The sequence below is a fragment of the Ciceribacter thiooxidans genome, assembly GCF_014126615.1.
In the GTDB taxonomy this organism is placed as follows: Bacteria; Pseudomonadota; Alphaproteobacteria; order Rhizobiales; family Rhizobiaceae; genus Allorhizobium; species Allorhizobium thiooxidans.
Map to the genome: position 1 here is coordinate 3262451 of NZ_CP059896.1, position 15711 is coordinate 3278161.

Annotated in this window: 16 protein-coding genes; 9 read left to right on the forward strand and 7 right to left on the reverse strand. The window is 62.1% G+C overall.

The genetic code is table 11. The features are described 5' to 3' along the window. Positions 1–92: 92 nt before the first annotated feature. Positions 93–1346 (forward strand): aminopeptidase, encoded by a 1254-nt coding sequence (locus H4I97_RS16125; protein ID WP_182305634.1) that lies wholly within the window; start codon positions 93–95, stop codon positions 1344–1346. Between the two features lie 60 nt (positions 1347–1406). On the opposite strand, the gene H4I97_RS16130 is transcribed toward H4I97_RS16125, so the two are convergent. The 4 genes from H4I97_RS16130 to H4I97_RS16145 all read right to left on the reverse strand — a co-directional run bounded on the left by H4I97_RS16130 (position 1407) and on the right by H4I97_RS16145 (position 6506). Further along, on the reverse strand, positions 1407–1742 hold the full coding sequence (locus H4I97_RS16130) for a hypothetical protein (RefSeq protein WP_182305635.1): 336 nt from the start codon (positions 1740–1742) through the stop codon (positions 1407–1409). Positions 1743–1920: 178 nt separating this feature from the next. After that, complete coding sequence (locus H4I97_RS16135) at positions 1921–2811, reverse strand: EamA family transporter (RefSeq protein ID WP_182305636.1); 891 nt, start codon at positions 2809–2811, stop codon at positions 1921–1923. 158 nt (positions 2812–2969) lie between these two features. Continuing rightward, positions 2970–4583 (reverse strand): exodeoxyribonuclease VII large subunit, encoded by a 1614-nt coding sequence (gene xseA, locus H4I97_RS16140; protein WP_182305637.1) that lies wholly within the window; start codon positions 4581–4583, stop codon positions 2970–2972. 87 nt (positions 4584–4670) lie between these two features. Next, on the reverse strand, positions 4671–6506 hold the full coding sequence (locus tag H4I97_RS16145; protein ID WP_182305638.1) for a hypothetical protein: 1836 nt from the start codon (positions 6504–6506) through the stop codon (positions 4671–4673). A 155-nt stretch (positions 6507–6661) separates the two neighbouring features. Here H4I97_RS16145 and H4I97_RS16150 point away from each other — a divergent pair, with 155 nt between their 5' ends. Genes H4I97_RS16150 through H4I97_RS16165 form a run of 4 tightly spaced genes read left to right on the forward strand, consistent with a single transcriptional unit; the run spans position 6662 to position 9144 of the window. Next, positions 6662–7669, forward strand: coding sequence for a glycosyltransferase (locus H4I97_RS16150; protein ID WP_182305639.1), 1008 nt, complete (start codon positions 6662–6664; stop codon positions 7667–7669). Positions 7670–7693: 24 nt separating this feature from the next. Further along, on the forward strand, positions 7694–8398 hold the full coding sequence (locus H4I97_RS16155) for a class I SAM-dependent methyltransferase (RefSeq protein ID WP_182305640.1): 705 nt from the start codon (positions 7694–7696) through the stop codon (positions 8396–8398). Positions 8399–8405: 7 nt separating this feature from the next. Continuing rightward, positions 8406–8768: an EamA family transporter gene (locus H4I97_RS16160; protein WP_182305641.1), complete on the forward strand. Its 363-nt coding sequence runs from the start codon at positions 8406–8408 to the stop codon at positions 8766–8768. Positions 8769–8775: 7 nt separating this feature from the next. Continuing rightward, positions 8776–9144, forward strand: a complete 369-nt coding sequence (locus H4I97_RS16165; RefSeq protein ID WP_182305642.1) for a hypothetical protein — start codon at positions 8776–8778, stop codon at positions 9142–9144. Between the two features lie 9 nt (positions 9145–9153). On the opposite strand, the gene H4I97_RS16170 is transcribed toward H4I97_RS16165, so the two are convergent. Continuing rightward, positions 9154–10140, reverse strand: coding sequence for a Gfo/Idh/MocA family protein (locus H4I97_RS16170; protein WP_182305643.1), 987 nt, complete (start codon positions 10138–10140; stop codon positions 9154–9156). Positions 10141–10320: 180 nt separating this feature from the next. On the opposite strand from H4I97_RS16170, the gene H4I97_RS16175 reads away from it, so the two are divergent. Then, positions 10321–11271 (forward strand): aldo/keto reductase, encoded by a 951-nt coding sequence (locus tag H4I97_RS16175; RefSeq protein ID WP_182305644.1) that lies wholly within the window; start codon positions 10321–10323, stop codon positions 11269–11271. Between the two features lie 7 nt (positions 11272–11278). Next, positions 11279–11722 carry a GNAT family N-acetyltransferase gene (locus H4I97_RS16180; protein ID WP_182305645.1) on the forward strand — a complete coding sequence of 148 codons (444 nt, stop codon included), beginning with the start codon at positions 11279–11281 and terminating at the stop codon, positions 11720–11722. A 15-nt stretch (positions 11723–11737) separates the two neighbouring features. On the opposite strand, the gene H4I97_RS16185 is transcribed toward H4I97_RS16180, so the two are convergent. Continuing rightward, on the reverse strand, positions 11738–12628 hold the full coding sequence (locus tag H4I97_RS16185) for a LysR family transcriptional regulator (RefSeq protein ID WP_182305646.1): 891 nt from the start codon (positions 12626–12628) through the stop codon (positions 11738–11740). Between the two features lie 137 nt (positions 12629–12765). Between H4I97_RS16185 and H4I97_RS16190 the strand changes: the two genes are divergently transcribed. Continuing rightward, positions 12766–13764 carry an aldo/keto reductase gene (locus H4I97_RS16190; RefSeq protein ID WP_182305647.1) on the forward strand — a complete coding sequence of 333 codons (999 nt, stop codon included), beginning with the start codon at positions 12766–12768 and terminating at the stop codon, positions 13762–13764. Between the two features lie 9 nt (positions 13765–13773). Here the strand turns inward: H4I97_RS16190 and H4I97_RS16195 are convergent, their stop codons facing one another. Further along, a complete protein-coding gene (locus H4I97_RS16195) occupies positions 13774–14634 on the reverse strand; it encodes a helix-turn-helix transcriptional regulator (RefSeq protein ID WP_483296242.1) in 861 nt (286 codons plus the stop codon). 160 nt (positions 14635–14794) lie between these two features. Here H4I97_RS16195 and H4I97_RS16200 point away from each other — a divergent pair, with 160 nt between their 5' ends. Beyond that, on the forward strand, positions 14795–15703 hold the full coding sequence (locus tag H4I97_RS16200; protein ID WP_182305648.1) for a DMT family transporter: 909 nt from the start codon (positions 14795–14797) through the stop codon (positions 15701–15703). The last annotated feature ends 8 nt before the right edge of the window (positions 15704–15711 follow it).

Genomic DNA, 15711 nt, shown 5'->3' on the forward strand with positions numbered 1-15711 from the left:
GAGAAGCCGTCCCGGCCAGAGCGTGGACTTCAATTTCGCCGCAAAGACCTCTAAGTCTTTGCGACACATCACAACAGAATGGCAGGTTTCCGATGACAATCGCACCCGATTTCAACACCGCAGTCGATCCGGCAAAGCTCGAAAAGTTGGCCGAGGTAGCCGTCAAGGTGGGCTTGCATCTGCAGCGGGACCAGGAATTGGTGATGACGGCGCCGATCGCCGCCATGCCGCTCGTCCGGCTCATCACCAAGCACGCCTACATGGCGGGCGCGAGCCTGGTCTCCACCTTCTACTCCGACGAGGAGACGACCCTCGCCCGCTACCGGCACGCTCCCGATGCAAGCTTCGACCTGGCCGCCGGCTGGCTCTATGAGGGCATGGCGAAAGCCTTTGCGAGGGGTGCCGCACGGCTGGCAATCGCCGGTGACAACCCGATGCTGCTCTCCGGCCAGGACCCGGCCAAGGTAGCACGTGCCAACAAGGCGAACTCGATCGCCTACAAGCCTGCGCTGGAACACATCTCCAATTTCGACATCAACTGGAACATCTGCTCCTATCCGAATCCCTCCTGGGCAACGCTCGTATTCCCCGGGCTTCCGGTCGACGATGCGGTCCGCAAGCTCGCCGACGCGATCTTCGCCGCGTCTCGTGTCGACCGCCCCGACCCCGTGTCCGCATGGGCCGAACACAATGCCGAGCTCCACAAGCGTTCCGCCTGGCTGAACGGCGAGCGTTTCGCGGCGCTGCATTTCACCGGTCCCGGCACAGACCTGACGGTCGGCCTTGCTGACGGCCACGAGTGGCACGGCGGTGCTTCGGTCGCCAAGAACGGCATTACCTGCAACCCGAACATCCCGACCGAAGAGGTCTTCACCACGCCGCACGCGCTGAAGGTGGACGGCCATGTTTCGAGCACGAAGCCGCTCTCGCATCAGGGAACCCTGATCGACGATATTCAGGTCCGTTTCGAGGGCGGTCGCATCGTCGAGGCGAAGGCCTCGAAGGGCGAAGAGGTTCTGCTGAAGGTGCTCGATACCGACGATGGTGCCCGCCGACTCGGCGAAGTGGCACTGGTGCCGCATTCCTCGCCAATCTCGGCCTCCGGTATCCTCTTCTACAACACGCTGTTCGACGAGAATGCCTCCTGCCACATTGCGCTCGGTCAGTGCTATTCGAAGTGCTTCCTCAACGGCGCCTCGCTGACACAGGACCAGATCAAGGCGCAGGGCGGCAACTCTTCCCTGATCCACATCGACTGGATGATCGGTTCAGACAAGGTCGATATCGATGGCGTGAAAGCTGACGGAAGCCGGGTCCCGGTCATGCGCCGGGGTGAGTGGGCCTAATCGGCAACGCTCGTGGCGGCGGTAAGGGCGTTCCGTTTCGTCGCCACGAGAGCCTATATCTTAATAGTGATAGATGATCCGGCCGCCGTTCATCGCCGTCTGGATCCAGATGACGTTGTGCAGGGCGATGCCGCGGCGCGACAACGCCTCGCCGAGGGTCGGATCGCTTGCCGCTTCCGCCTGCGCCGCACGCATGAGTGCCGGTGAAGGATGCCGGACGAAGAGCGGGACATCCCCGTTTCTCCAGCGGTAGCCTGCGCCGACCTGCACCGCCGTGACACCGTCGTTGTATACCTTTCCGAACAGGATCGACGCGAGTTCGGCATCGCCCGCAAGTGCAGGCGTACCGACGGCCAGCGAAAGACCCGTGAGAATTATTCCCGCTATCCGCTTCATGATCTCATACTCCTCGAGCGACAGTCGGTTGCAGCGCCACCGCCTCAGTGTCCGCCGGCGATACGAATACACATAGGAAGTCAGGTGAGCGTTTAAATGGCGGCGGCGCAAGCCTTCGCGCCAAGCGACAAAAAGTCTGTCGCTGGTGTACGCTCGCATCACTCGCACGGCTACCGTCTCAGGACGCGGGTGCGGGCTTCGCCGCCGTCGGTGGTGATGCTGTCGCTCGCTGCGCCAGCCAGACGCTCGCAAGCACGACCACAAACCCGACGAGTTGTGATGGCGTCAGACCCTGGTCGAGAATCAGCCAGCCAAGCAAGGTGGCGACCAGCGGGGAAAGAAAGCCAAGCGATGACACCGCAGACGGTTCTAGCCGCACCAGACCACGAAACCACAGAATGTAGGTAAATGCCGCGCCAACCAGGCCGAGGTAAGCGAGACCGGCTATATTCAGGGATGAGAGTGCAGGCAATGGTGGTTCCAGCGTAAAGGCGAGAGGCACCAGAAGCAGCCCGCCTGCCGTCAGCTGCCAGGCCGTCGCCGTCAGACTCGATACTGGCGGGCGCCAGTGACGCGTCAGCACAGTGCCCGTTGCCATTGAAGCGGCACCGCCCAGTCCCGCGGCAATGCCAATCGGGTCAAGCGCCGCCTTCGGCGTCAACACCAGAAGGCCGACCCCGACAAGTCCGGCAAGGCCCGCGACGACGGCCGCCAGGCGCACCGGTGTCGTCAGCACGAGACGCGAAAGCCCTATGACGATCAACGGCTGGACCGCACCCACGGTCGCAGCAACGCCACCGGGAAGCCGGTATGCGGAGACAAAGAGCATCGCCCAGAAGATCGTAAAGTTGAGCGCGCCGAGCACCAGCATTCTCCACCACCAAGACCCGCTCGGGAGCTGGCGGACGAACGCGAGTAGGATGAGCCCCGCCGGCAGCGCCCGGAGCATCGCGACGGTTACCGGATAGCCTGGCGGCAGCATTGTCGTCGTCACGATATAGGTGCTCCCCCAGATCGCCGGTGCCACCGCGGTAACGGCAACTGTCGTGATCTCCGTCGATTTCACCATTGGATCCGCCTCCCTGTTCACGAAGCGGAATGCTTACGCCAATTTATCTTTATGGCAAGATATATTCACGCGCTTGTGAAGGCGGGCGAAGAAAGGCTCGATCATGCGACATATTCCATCCGTCGGTCCGACTTGGCGCGACGGATACCTCGTGCCGATCAGAAGAGGCTGCCTTGGCCGGCCGGTGGCTCGCTCTTTTTCGGAGACTTGGGCGCAGCGGGTGCTGTCTTCACCTCTCGCGCCGACGGGGGTGCGACGGCTTCCCCTCTCTCTCCCGTAACGGCCGACACACGGCCGTCGGCGAACTCTATCGCGACGGCGGTTCCCGTCGACAGTCCGGCGGCGCGCGAAATCGGGCGGTCGCCAGCATCGCGTATGACGGCATAGCCGCGCATCAGCACGTTCTTGTAGGAAAGCGACTGGAGCATGCGGTCGTGCGCCGTGATCGCATGCCGGCGCTGCCGGGTCTCCGCCATCACGGCGGCATCGGCACGGGCGACCAGCCCCGTCAGTCGGTCGCGGGCACGTCCTGTCTGCGACTGCAGACGCGACGGTATGGCCGTGAGCGCGGCATCGCAGCGGCCGAGGCGGGATCTCAGCCGATCGACCATGCGCTCCACGATCCTCTCGGTAAGCGAGGCGCGTTCGTTGAGGCGCTGGCGCCGCTCCGCGATCCGCCGTGCCAGAATGTCGGCGTTGAGGCGGGAGGCCGCACGTTCGAAACTGCGGCGTTTGTTCATCGTATTCAGTTCGAGGCTGCGACCGAGGCTACCCGCGGCTTCGTCGAAGCGGCGGCGCGGCAGTGCCAGCAACTGGTCGAGTGACGGGAGGGCGCGAGCGAGCGCCCTGAGGTTCTGGCGTCTCGATTCCATCTGACGACTGCTTGCACCTGCAAGCCGTGCGCCGAGGTTCGCCACCTGCGCCTCCAGGTCAGCTTTGACCGGTACTGCCATTTCTGCAGCACCGGTCGGCGTCGGCGCCCGCACATCCGCGGCATAGTCGATCAACGTCCAGTCCGTCTCGTGCCCCACGGCGGAAATCAGCGGGATAGCGCTTTCGGCTGCGGCCCGCACGACGATCTCGTCGTTGAAGCCCCAGAGATCTTCGAGGCTGCCGCCGCCGCGCGCGACGATCAGGACATCGGGACGCGGCAACGGCCCACCGGGCTCGATGGCGTTGAAACCGTGGATCGCGTTTGCGACCTCCTCGCCGCATCCTTCCCCCTGCACCTTCACCGGCCATACGAGCACGTGGACCGGGAAGCGGTCGGAGATTCGGTGCAGGATATCGCGGATGACGGCACCGGTTGGCGAGGTCACGACGCCGATCACCTTCGGCATGTAGGGAAGCAACTGCTTGCGGGCGGCATCGAACAGGCCTTCCGCCGCAAGCCGCCGTTTGCGCTCTTCAACAAGCGCCATCAGCGCGCCGGCGCCGGCCGGTTCCAGTGCCTCGATGACGATCTGGTACTTCGATGAGCCGGGGAAGGTCGTGACGCGGCCGGTCGCAATGACCTCCATGCCCTCTTCCGGGCGGTATTTCAGTTTCGAGAATGTGCCTTTCCAGATCACCGCGTCGATGCGCGACTTGTCGTCCTTCAGGGAAAAATAGGCATGACCCGAGGAATGAGGGCCGCGATAGCCGGAGATTTCGCCGCGCACCCGGACATGATCGAAGGCGCTCTCGATCGTCCGCTTGATCGAACCCGAGAGCTCCGACACGGTGAATTCTGTGAGATTGGTGGGCGAATCATCACTGAAAAAATTGGCCATGCAGGCTTACTAGCCCAATTGACGGCAAAGATCAGCCATCGAAGCGATGCATCGGCTGTCGAAGGCCGGTTATCAACCGCGCGGGCGTCATTCAGCCGGCAGGTCCACCTTATAGAGCCGGAATCCCGAGCCCTCCGCCTGCGGCAAGGCCACGAGATAAGGCGGAATCTCGCCACGCCCGAGAGCCGCATAGAGCCCGTCCGGCTTCATCGCCGCCAGGCGCTTCGTCTGTGCGTCTTCGGGACAATAGGCGATGAGACCGACGTTTGCCCCACGCAAGAAGGCGACCGCCTCGGCTGGAGTAGCAAGCCCGATATGCAATTCCGTCAGCATGCCTCCCTGATTGCGATGGTAAGGCGCCGAAAGCACGCGATGGGCGGTGAACCGCAGGATTTCGGAACCGCTGTCGGAGGGTGCCGCCACCGTCGTCGCCGGCAAGTTCACCATTGGCGCTATCGCCGTTCGGCTTTCACAGTCCGCGGATGCAGCCGTCTCGGTTTGCTTTGGTTCTCCGCTCCTTAGCCGGTTGGCGATGCCGTCCGTACCCTCGGCTGCGAGCACGCCAACGAAGGCCCACACGCTCGGCACCGCCATGAGGGCACTTCCGAGAAAGAAGAAGCCGATGCTCATGTTCTCCGGATCGGCATGCGCATGGCGGCGGAGTTCGGAAATCAGGAGCGCCAACGGCAGGATCGCCAAAAGATTTGCGAAAACAGCGCCGCGCACCTGGATCAGGGCAATTCCCCAGGCGGCCGCCACGAGGGCCAGAAGGATGGCGTGCAGTTCGACACGGTCGCGCATCCATATCCGCGAAAGGCAGACGAGCAGGGCGAAAAGACCGACCGCGTAGAACCCGCCGAATGTGCCGGGCTCGCTGCTCAATTCGCTGAGCACGGACTGCGCTTCGATCACATTGGAGAGCCACAGCCGGACCAGCAGCGGATCGAGATCGGCAAGAGGATTGCGCAAACATTGCGGCGCGAGAATAAGCGCCGTCGCGACGACGATCACGCCATCGCCGGCCAGCACGGCGAAACGGAACTCGCGGCGAACTCCGCTCGCCAGCAAGGCCGAAAGGAACAGCAGTGCACCGCCAGCCGCGGTGATCCCGTAATAGCCGATGGAGAGGCTGTCACAGGTGACTTCGCCGTAGCGGCTCGGCGGGACCGTGGCGAAGAAGACGACCGTTATACCGATGGCAATTGCCAGTGCGAATGCCCGAGCCGCGGCGGCGAATGCGCTTCCGTGCCAAGCCCACAGAACGGCGACAATCAGGCAGACGACGGCGACGATGGGCGTCGTCTCCGCCCCTATCGCGATCGCCGCGGCCGCAGCCGCGCCGGCGACGGCGAAGCTCCACGGCTTGTAGTCGGCGTCGACCAGCATTGCTGCCATTGTGGCGATGAGAACGAACTGGACATTGTGGTGGTCGATCGCTCCGGGCAGGAAGCGGTTCGACGTAACGACGAGAATGGTCGTCATCGCAAAGGCGATCTGCATGACTTGCGGGCCGCCCATCCGGCGGCCTGCGAGTCCCATCATCGCCAGAAAGGGGATGGTGAGCGACAGCGGCCAGGCCAGCAAGGCCCCGGCCTCGGCCACGCTCTCCGGCATGAGCTGCCGGAAGAACACAATGAGCCCAGCGATCGGAAGGTCGATCAGTCGCGACCAATGCATTGCCGTGCCTGCCTCAAGGCCCAGGCGATGCTGCACATTATCGAACCAGCCTTGTCCCGCGAGAAGATCGCGAACGACGACGAGGCGCATCACGTCGTCGTTGTCCGTTCCGACATAGTCTTGCGCGCCCGGCAGATTGAGAAAGGCGAGCGCGGAAACCGTCACCACCGCGTAGAACAGAAGGGAGAAGCTGTAACGCGTCCAAAGCGGTCTGCGCTCGTCGTTCGTGATGTCGATGGCCGCCATGCCGGGCTGCTCCCTCGTCGTCGCACCGGCGGAACCGGACGGCGGAAATTTCAGGTGTCACATGCGGGCGAAACCTAGCCTTAACCTTCTCAAGAAATAGTAAAACCGGGCCTCGGATAACCCGGAGCGCCGGCTGTGTTTTGCGAGTAACGAGTATGCACGTATCCGGGTCGGACGATCTCGACATTGCTGTTCTGCTGCCCTGCTACAACGAGGCAGCGACAATCGGGCACGTCGTGCGCAGCTTCCGGCAGGCCCTGCCGGACGCGCGCATCTACGTCTACGACAACAACTCCACAGATGGGACGGCGCTTCACGCGATGCTTGCCGGAGCGACCGTCTTCCGCGAACGCCGTCAGGGTAAGGGCCACGTCGTGCGCCGCATGTTCTCCGACATAGAGGCCGACGTCTATATCATGGCGGACGGCGACGGCACCTACGCCCCGGAGGATGCCGAAGAGCTGGTCCGCACCCTCATTACCGAGCGCGCCGACATGGTGGTCGGCATACGCCGCGGCGTTCATCAGGATGCAGGCCGCAACGGCCATGCCTTCGGAAACCGGCTCTTCAACCGTCTCTATCGCTTCCTCTTCGGGCAGGACTTTACCGATATCCTCTCCGGCTACCGCGCCTTCTCCCGCCGCTACGTCAAGAGCTTCCCTGCTGTTTCCGGCGGCTTCGAGATCGAGACAGAAATGTCGGTCCATGCCTCGCGCCTGAAACTTCCGGTCTGCGAACTCGAACTTGATTATGGCCGGCGGCCGGAAGGCTCCCACTCGAAGCTCTCGACCTTCCGCGACGGCGCGAAGATCCTCTGGATGTTTGCGATGCTGATGAAGGAGACACGCCCCTTCGCCTTCTTCGGCACCTTCTCCGCGGCGCTGATGACTGCGAGCGTCGTCTTCATGACGCCGGTCCTTTACGCCTATTTCCAGACCGGGCTGGTGGAACGCATGCCGACCTGGGTGTTCTCGCTGGCACTGATGATGATGTCGCTTCTCTTCCTCACCGCCGGCACCATCCTCGATTCCGTCGCCCGCTCGCGCGCCGAGCAGTTGCGCATTCATTACATGACGCTCACTGGCTATTCCAAACCGGCTCAGAAACGGAATGTTCGGAATAAAAGCGTCCCTACTCCCTTTGACAAAAGCCATGCCGCGTAAAGACAGTTGGAGGGAAACCAGCACATGAACCGCGAGGCGACGAACCGTATCCGGTTCATCATCGAAGATTTATTGCCGCCAGTCCTCAAGGACTCCTTTCTCTTCCTATGGATGGCCAAGCGCGTGTGGGGCGAACACATCGTGCACCTGGCCGAGTTCCGCGAGAGGGCACCCTTCCTGACGGAGGAGGAATATGAGGCGCTGTATCGCAATCATCCACGGGTGCATGCGGGAACAGACAACTCGAAGGCTTGTATCGAGCGCATCTGCCAATCGATCGCCGGCGAAAGTGTGTGCGACGTCGGTTGTGGAACCGGGGCCTTGCTAACCAGCATCCGTGACGCCAACCCAGCGCTGGTGCGTCTGACGGGCGTAGACTTCGTGATCGATGACGCCTCAGCCCTACCAGGTGTCGAGTACGTAGCGGCCAAGATCGAAGCTCTGCCGTTCGCGACCGGCGAATTCGATACAGTAGTCTGTACTCACGTGATCGAGCATCTTCTCGACTACCGTCAGGCAGTCCAAGAGCTGCGTCGGATTGCCCGCAAGCGGCTAATCATCGTGGTGCCGCGAGAGCGAGAATACCGCTACACCTTCAATCCGCATTTCAATTTCTTTCCATACGTTCATTCCTTCCTGCGAGCGATGCACCCCATACCCGAAAGCTACCACTGCATGGATATCGGACGTGATATCTACTACTGCGAAGATAGGCCGTGTGTCCTGTGAGGTGACTATGCTGGCATCACTCTCCCCCGGGCTTTGGCTCGCGCTAACAGGAACCCCTTTGCTGATTGCCACGGGACAGGTTCTGTTCAAGCTCACAAGCGGCACGACCGGAGACCTCAGCGTCCGAGGACTCGTCAATCTCGCCCTCAATCCATTGCTCGTGTCGGCTCTTGCGATCTATGGCGCGGGCACCCTGATCTGGATCTACGTCCTGAAGAGTGTGCCTCTCACGTTAGCCTATTCGTTTATGGGGCTTACGTTCTTTTTCGTGCCTCTGCTCGCCCAGATGTTTCTTGGCGAGACGATAACGCTCCGCTACGTCATCGGCACTGTGCTGATAATTGCCGGGCTGATCACTATCAACACATGAGATCTTGATGGGTCTCGTCCGGTTCTCGCTCGCTCTGATTTGCGGCCATGCCGTCGATGCGCTGCTTCTGGCGGCGCTCCTGCCGGTATTCTCTCCCATATCCGCCGGTCTTCTAGCATCGCCGGCGGGATTGATCGTGTCTGTCTGGATGAACGAGACAACTGCGTTCCGTCGGATCTTTGGCGACGACGCATTCGACCGCAGGCGTCTGCGGCCGACAATTTCCCTGGCAGCCGCGTTAAAACTCGGACTCTACGTCGCACTCGTTTTCGACATGCCGGCGATACATCCGGTCCCGCTGCAATTGCTCTGCGCAATCGCAACGTTTGCCTTCACGCTTTTTGGTTACTGGCGCTTCTTCAGGCGCAACAGCTGAGGGCACGCCTTATACTGTCTCCCAGCCGTCCTTTTCGCTGGCGCGATAAATCGCGTCGATGAAGCGCTGGTTGGCGCGCGAGTTCTCCAGAGTCACGATCTCCTCCTGTTCGCCGGCAGCGGCACGGGCGAAAGCCTCCGCTTCGCAGCGGTACTGACGACTGTCCTGAAAACGGAAGACCTGGGAGAGATTGTGTGATTGGTTCGTCAACTCGACCTCTTCCGGACCCCAGCGGTCGGCATTGAAGGGCGAGCGCACCTCGATGAAGCCGTCGGTGCCGTGGAAGACCATAATCTGGCGGTTCGCCATCTGAGTCGAGACGTAGAAGCTCAATTCGAAGCCGTCGAACTCTGCCTTCACGCTTGAATAGATATCGGTGCCGAAAACCGGATCACGCTCGGTGACCGCCTGCACGCGCAAGGGCTCCTTGCCGGTCGCGAAACGGGTGGTGATCGTCGGATAAACGCCGATGTCAGGAAGTCCGCCGCCGCCGAGTTCGGGCACGTTGCGCATGTTCGCCGGATCGCGGTTGAAGTAGGTAAACGCGCCCTGCACGTGGCGCAGCCGGCCGATCGCTCCTTCCGAGAGCAGCGCCCTCACCTTCCGCCAGACCGGTGCGTAGGTCACCATGAAGGCCTCGGAAACAACGACCTTGTTGCGGTCGCGAGCGGCGATCACCTGATCGATCTCCTCCGCCTTCAAAGCGATCGGCTTTTCGCACAGCACATGTTTCCCGGCATTGGCAGCCTTGATCGCCCATTCGATGTGCTGTGATGTCGGTAGTGGGATATAGACCGCATCGATGAGGTCGGACGCGAGCATCTCGTCGTAGGATCCGAAGGCATGAGGCACCGAGAAACGATCGGCCACCGCACGCGCCTTGGCGAAGTCGCGGCTGGCGATCGCCGCAACGACGCAGTCTTCCGCATCCTGAATTGCGGGAATCACCAGCTCCCGGGCAATCTTCGCGGTCGACAGAATTCCAAAACGCAACATGGGGGTCCTCCTGAAACGATGCCGCGGCAACCTATCCATTGCCACCCGACGAGGCAATGGCACCCGGGCGGTTGTCCTCCCATCAAAGAAATTCGATGGTCGATCACGGTCACCATTGCTAACCTTCCGGCTCCTACCGGGCCGCGAAAGGCCCTCCCCACGAAACCACGGAGTTTTCCCATGCAGAAGCGTCCGCTTGGCCGCACCGGCCTTTCCATCGCCCCTGTCGTTTTCGGCGGCAACGTGTTCGGCTGGACGGCGGACGAGAAGACCTCCTTCGCACTGCTCGACGCGTTCTTCGATGCCGGCTACAATGCGATCGATACGGCGGACGTCTATTCGGCCTGGGTCGACGGCCACGTCGGCGGAGAGAGCGAGACGATCATCGGCAAGTGGCTGAAGCGCGGCCATGTACCACGTGAGCGTGCGGTGATCGTCACCAAGGTCGGCTTCGACAACAACGGCACGAAGACGGGTCTCAGCGCAAAGTGGATCGCCGAAGCAGCGGAGGCCTCGCTGAGACGGCTCGGTACCGACTACATCGACCTCTATCTTGCCCACAAGCCGGACCCGGACGTGCCGCACGGGGAGACGCTCGAAGCCTTTGCGAAACTGAAGCAGCAGGGCAAGGTCCGGGCGATCGGCTGTTCGAACTTCGATGCCACGCAGTTGCAAGCCTCTCTCGATGTCGCTGCCGCCCGGGGCTTGCCGCGCTACGACGTGGTGCAGCCCGAATACAATCTTTATACGCGCGAGGCCTTCGAGGGGCCTCTTTCCGCCCTCTGCACTGCGCAAGAGATCGGCGTGATCAGCTATTACGCACTCGCTGCCGGCTTTCTCACCGGCAAATATCGCAAACCGGAGGATGTCGAGGGTTCTTCACGCAGCTACCGTGTCGGCGACTACCTGAACGAAAAGGGCTTCAGAATTCTCGCGGCACTCGACAAGGTCGCAACAGAAACGAGTGCCAGCCCGGCCACCGTCGCAATCGCCTGGATCGCTGCCCGGCCGGGCATCACCGCACCTATCGCTTCCGCAACCAGCCTGAAGCAGCTCGAAAGCCTGATTGCCGCCGGCAGGCTTCAACTTTCTGCCGCGCAGATGGCGCTCCTCACCGAAGCCGGAGCATAGGACGTCCATGCCCATGGAGATACGCGACGCGCAGTCAGGAGACCAAGCCGGCTGGCTGCGTCTCTGGCACGACTATCTAACCTTCTACAAGGTCGATCTGCCGGGCGAGGTCACTAGACACACCTGGGCGCGCATCCTCGATCCGTCGTCCCGCGTGGCGATGCGGCTTGCCTTCGTAGACGGCGAAATGGCGGGCTTCGCCATCCATCACTTTCACGACTCGACATGGTCGATGACGCCGGACTGCTATCTCGAAGACCTCTATGTCGACGAGCGATTCCGCGGCCGGGGCATCGGACGGGCATTGATCGATGACCTGATCGTGCTCGCCAAAGGACAGGGCTGGTCTCGCCTTTACTGGCATACCGACCACGACAACGCGACGGCGCGTAGGCTCTACGACACCTACGCGAAGGAAGACGGGCACGTACGATACCGCGTGCGCCTATGAACGAAATCGGCCGCCCTACGCGCTGAACCGGTAGAAATCCACGAATGCCCTGAGCGCCGGTCGCATCTGCCGGCGCGACGGATAATAGATGTAGAAGCCGTCGAAAGGTGGACACCAGTCTTCGAGGACGCGCACCAGGCGCTCCCGCGTCAATTCCTCGGCAACCCGCTGATCGAAGAGATAGGCTATCCCGGCTCCGCCGAGACACGCCTGCAGCATCAGCCGGTCGTCCGAGAGGATCACGGGACCTTCGACGTCGACGACCAGTGATCGCCCCTCCTTCTCGAACTCCCAGCGGTAGATCGCGCCGCTCGAAAAGCGGCGCCTGATACAGACGTGATCCAACAGGTCGCGCGGATGCCCCGGTATCGGATGGACGCGGAAATAATCCGGCGTCGCGACGACCGCGCCGGAAAACGGTTCGCTCGCCTTCACCGCAATCATGTCCTGTTCCAGACTTTCGCCGAGTCTCAGTCCGGCATCGTAACCCTTTGCGACGAGATCCTCATAGCGATCCTCGGTGACGAGCTCGACAGTGATTTCCGGGTAGAGCTTCAAAAAGGAACCCAGTCTGGGGACGATCACATGGTCGGCGGCAAGTCGCGGCAGAGTAATGCGCAGGTTTCCGGCCGGCGCCTCGCGTATCTCGGCGAGAGCGGCCATTGCCGACTCGATCTCCGCGAGTGCCGGCGCCAGACTGTCAAGCAGACGCCGCCCTTCCTCAGTGGGGCGTACGCTACGGGTCGTGCGACCGAGGAGACGAACCCCCAGACTCTCCTCCAGACGTGCCACGGCATGGCTGACCGCTGAAGGTGCGATATTGAGTTCCTTGGCTGCTGCGCGGAAACTCCCATGCGCAGCGACAGCGGCGAGAACAGCGAGTTGCGAAAGTTGGGTCCGATTCATTGTTCCAACAGATAGAACAAGTCGTTTCCTTTTGCAGTAATTATCAGAGCATTTCGTGCGAACTAGATTGAAGCCGTACCCCAGAGTCAGAAGGCTCTGCCGCACCAACGTCATCCGACGACACGAAGGAGCAACAGATGAAGACGCGCAAACTCGGAAGTCTTTCCGTTTCCGCCCTCGGGCTCGGCTGCATGGGCATGAGCCATGCCTACGGTCCCTCCGCCGACGAGAGCTCGGCGATAGCCACCTTGCATCGGGCCATCGAGCTCGGCGTTACCCTCTTCGATACCGCCGAAGTGTATGGCCCCTACAAGAACGAAGTGCTCGTCGGGAAGGCTCTGCGGCCGTATCGCGATCGCGTCGTGATCGCGACGAAGTTTGGTTTCCGCATCGATCCGACCAAGCCCTCCGACCAGATGATCACAGGAACCGACGGCCGGCCGGAGAATGTTCGCGCCGTCGCCGAGGCCTCGTTGAAGCGGCTCGGGACGGACGTGATCGACCTTTATTACCAGCACCGCGTCGATCCGGATGTCCCGATCGAGGATACGGTCGGCGCCATGGGCGATCTGGTGCGGCAGGGCAAGGTCAAGGCTCTGGGCCTGTCGGAAGCGAGCGCCGCAACGATCCGCCGTGGCCATGCCGTCCATCCGATAGCCGCGGTCCAGAGCGAATACTCCCTCTGGACACGCGATCCGGAAGAAAACGGCGTACTCGAGACGTGCCGGGAGCTCGGCATCGGCTTCGTGCCCTTTTCACCGCTCGGCCGCGGCATGCTGACCGGCGCACTGAAAAGGCTCGACGGGCTTGCCTCCGACGACCTCCGTCGCACGCTGCCACGCTTCCAGGCGGAAAACTTCGACGCCAATCTCTCCCTGGTGAGATTGCTCGAGCAGATGGCCGAAGAGAAAGGCGTGACGCCCGCCCAGCTCTCCCTCGCCTGGGTCCTGGCCCAAGGCGACTTCATCGTGCCGATCCCCGGAGCAAGCAAGATCCCGCATCTCGAGCAGAACATCGCCGCCGTCGATCTACCACTCTCGGGCAGCGATGTTGCAGCTCTCGGCGAGCTCCTCGCACCGGCAAAGGTCGCCGGCGCTCGCTATTCGGAGAAGATGACCAAGATGTCCGGACGATGAGATGCCGGCTTACGCGACACTGCGGCGGTAGGAGGACGGCGTCGCTCCGGTTACCGCCTTGAACATCCGCGTCAGGTGGCTCTGGCTACTGAAACCGCAGGCGGACGCGATCTCGGCGATAGGATCGCCGTCCGCCAGCATCCCTCTTGCACGATCGATGCGCCGGTTGAGGATGAAGCCGTAAGGCGAGACGCCGCAGCTCTGGCGAAACATTCGCTGCAGGTGGAATTCGCTCAACCCGGCGACACCTGCCAGTTCCCGAAGGGTGATCGCGTGTTCAAGGCGACCCTCGATGTAGTCGACCAGCCGTCGCCGGACCGACGGAGAGAGACCGCCGCGCAAAGACGCCAGTCGCGCTCCGCCGTAGCGCGGGTCGGAAAACAGGCAGGAAATCGCAGTGGTGGTCGCCTCTTCTGCTTTCAGGACGTCCCCGATATGCGTCGCGACTGCCAGACGCTGCAGACTTTCGGCGAGTCGGGGCGCGTCGTCGAACGTTGCCTCGGGAACGATCATCAGCCGCGCATCGCGGTCAAGCGTCTCGGAGAACTGCCGGCGCAGTTCGTCGTCCGTGACGTAGAGATGGACGAATTCGAAGGTGTCGTTGATTTCCCAGTCCGAAGATGCGCCCTGCGGCATCAGGCAGAGCGCACCAGGCCAACCATGTGAACGTCCGGCGTCCAGCCGCCACGTGCTTTCGCCGCCCCGTAGGTAGAGACTGAACGTATGACCGTCCGGGCGCTCGTAGCGCATGCGGTCGAAGCTGTTGCGCCAGACCGCCGTTGCCTTTCCGGCGCCGAGGTCCAGCCCGGCCAGCCGCTGCGCGCGCGGCGACGACGAAAGCAAGCTGTAGACGGACGGACGGTGCAGCATGGAAACCCTGTCGCAAGACTCGACCTATCTAACCGCAAGTTCGACGGCCGGCCACACTGAAGTCACGGCCGTAGCACTCCTCAGCGCAATTCACCGCAAGATCGTGCAAGCTCGACTGCCGGAATGGCCGTAGGTATGCCCCAAAATCCAGGGAAGAATCATGACCAACTATCTGCTCTTTTCCTCCACCGTTCTGATCTGGGGCACGACCTGGATCGCCATCGCCCTCCAGATCGGGCCCGTTCCGGTTCTGGTATCCGTCTTCTATCGCTTCGCCGCCGCTGCGTTGGTCCTCGTCGGGGCTTTGATCGCGACACGCCGGATGAAAATTCCGCCGCTACGGCAGCAGCCCTTCATCCTCGCGCAGGCGCTCTGCCTGTTCTGCTGCAACTTTCTCTGCTTCTATTACGCTGCCGCCTACGTTCCGTCCGGTCTGATATCGGTGGTCTTTTCACTGGCGACCATCTTCAACGCCGTCAACGCGCGGATATTCTTCGGCGACCGGATCAGCCCGCGCACGCTTTTCGCCGCAACGCTCGGCGCCATAGGGCTCGTACTGCTCTTCGGACCGGATATCTTCGTCGCCTTCAATCCGGACAGTTGGAAGGGCATCGGGCTTTCGGCGCTCGGCACGGTGTTCTTCTCGCTCGGTAACATGGCATCGCGCCGCAATAGCGCGGCCGGCATCAGTCCGGTGACGGCCAATGCCTGGGGCATGAGCTACGGCGCCCTCACCCTTCTGTGCCTCGTCTTTCTTACCGCTACGCCGGTCATCGCGCCGCCGGACCTCACCTATCTCGGCGCGCTGCTCTATCTTTCCGTCGTCGGATCGGTCATCGGCTTTACGACCTACCTTATGCTGGTCTCACGGATCGGCTCGCAGAAGGCCGCGTACGCAACCGTTCTCTTCCCGGTCGTCGCGCTCACGCTGTCGAGCATCTACGAAGACTATCACTGGACCACGCTCGGCGTCGCCGGCCTTCTTCTGACCCTTGCCGGCAACGTCGTGATGTTCGTCCGTCTGCCGATTCGGACGAAGACCGGCGCGGCTGAGCCGAGCAGAGCCTGAACAGGAAA

Coding starts and splice junctions, on each gene's coding strand:
- H4I97_RS16145 (WP_182305638.1), bottom strand. CDS start 6,506: ATGGCGGCCATCGACATCACGAACGACGAGCGCAGACCGCTTTGGACG.
- H4I97_RS16180 (WP_182305645.1), top strand. CDS start 11,279: ATGCCCATGGAGATACGCGACGCGCAGTCAGGAGACCAAGCCGGCTGG.
- H4I97_RS16200 (WP_182305648.1), top strand. CDS start 14,795: ATGACCAACTATCTGCTCTTTTCCTCCACCGTTCTGATCTGGGGCACG.
- H4I97_RS16165 (WP_182305642.1), top strand. CDS start 8,776: ATGGGTCTCGTCCGGTTCTCGCTCGCTCTGATTTGCGGCCATGCCGTC.
- H4I97_RS16195 (WP_483296242.1), bottom strand. CDS start 14,634: ATGCTGCACCGTCCGTCCGTCTACAGCTTGCTTTCGTCGTCGCCGCGC.
- H4I97_RS16135 (WP_182305636.1), bottom strand. CDS start 2,811: ATGGTGAAATCGACGGAGATCACGACAGTTGCCGTTACCGCGGTGGCA.
- H4I97_RS16125 (WP_182305634.1), top strand. CDS start 93: ATGACAATCGCACCCGATTTCAACACCGCAGTCGATCCGGCAAAGCTC.
- H4I97_RS16170 (WP_182305643.1), bottom strand. CDS start 10,140: ATGTTGCGTTTTGGAATTCTGTCGACCGCGAAGATTGCCCGGGAGCTG.
- H4I97_RS16160 (WP_182305641.1), top strand. CDS start 8,406: ATGCTGGCATCACTCTCCCCCGGGCTTTGGCTCGCGCTAACAGGAACC.
- H4I97_RS16150 (WP_182305639.1), top strand. CDS start 6,662: ATGCACGTATCCGGGTCGGACGATCTCGACATTGCTGTTCTGCTGCCC.
- xseA (WP_182305637.1), bottom strand. CDS start 4,583: ATGGCCAATTTTTTCAGTGATGATTCGCCCACCAATCTCACAGAATTC.
- H4I97_RS16155 (WP_182305640.1), top strand. CDS start 7,694: ATGAACCGCGAGGCGACGAACCGTATCCGGTTCATCATCGAAGATTTA.
- H4I97_RS16185 (WP_182305646.1), bottom strand. CDS start 12,628: ATGAATCGGACCCAACTTTCGCAACTCGCTGTTCTCGCCGCTGTCGCT.
- H4I97_RS16175 (WP_182305644.1), top strand. CDS start 10,321: ATGCAGAAGCGTCCGCTTGGCCGCACCGGCCTTTCCATCGCCCCTGTC.
- H4I97_RS16190 (WP_182305647.1), top strand. CDS start 12,766: ATGAAGACGCGCAAACTCGGAAGTCTTTCCGTTTCCGCCCTCGGGCTC.
- H4I97_RS16130 (WP_182305635.1), bottom strand. CDS start 1,742: ATGAAGCGGATAGCGGGAATAATTCTCACGGGTCTTTCGCTGGCCGTC.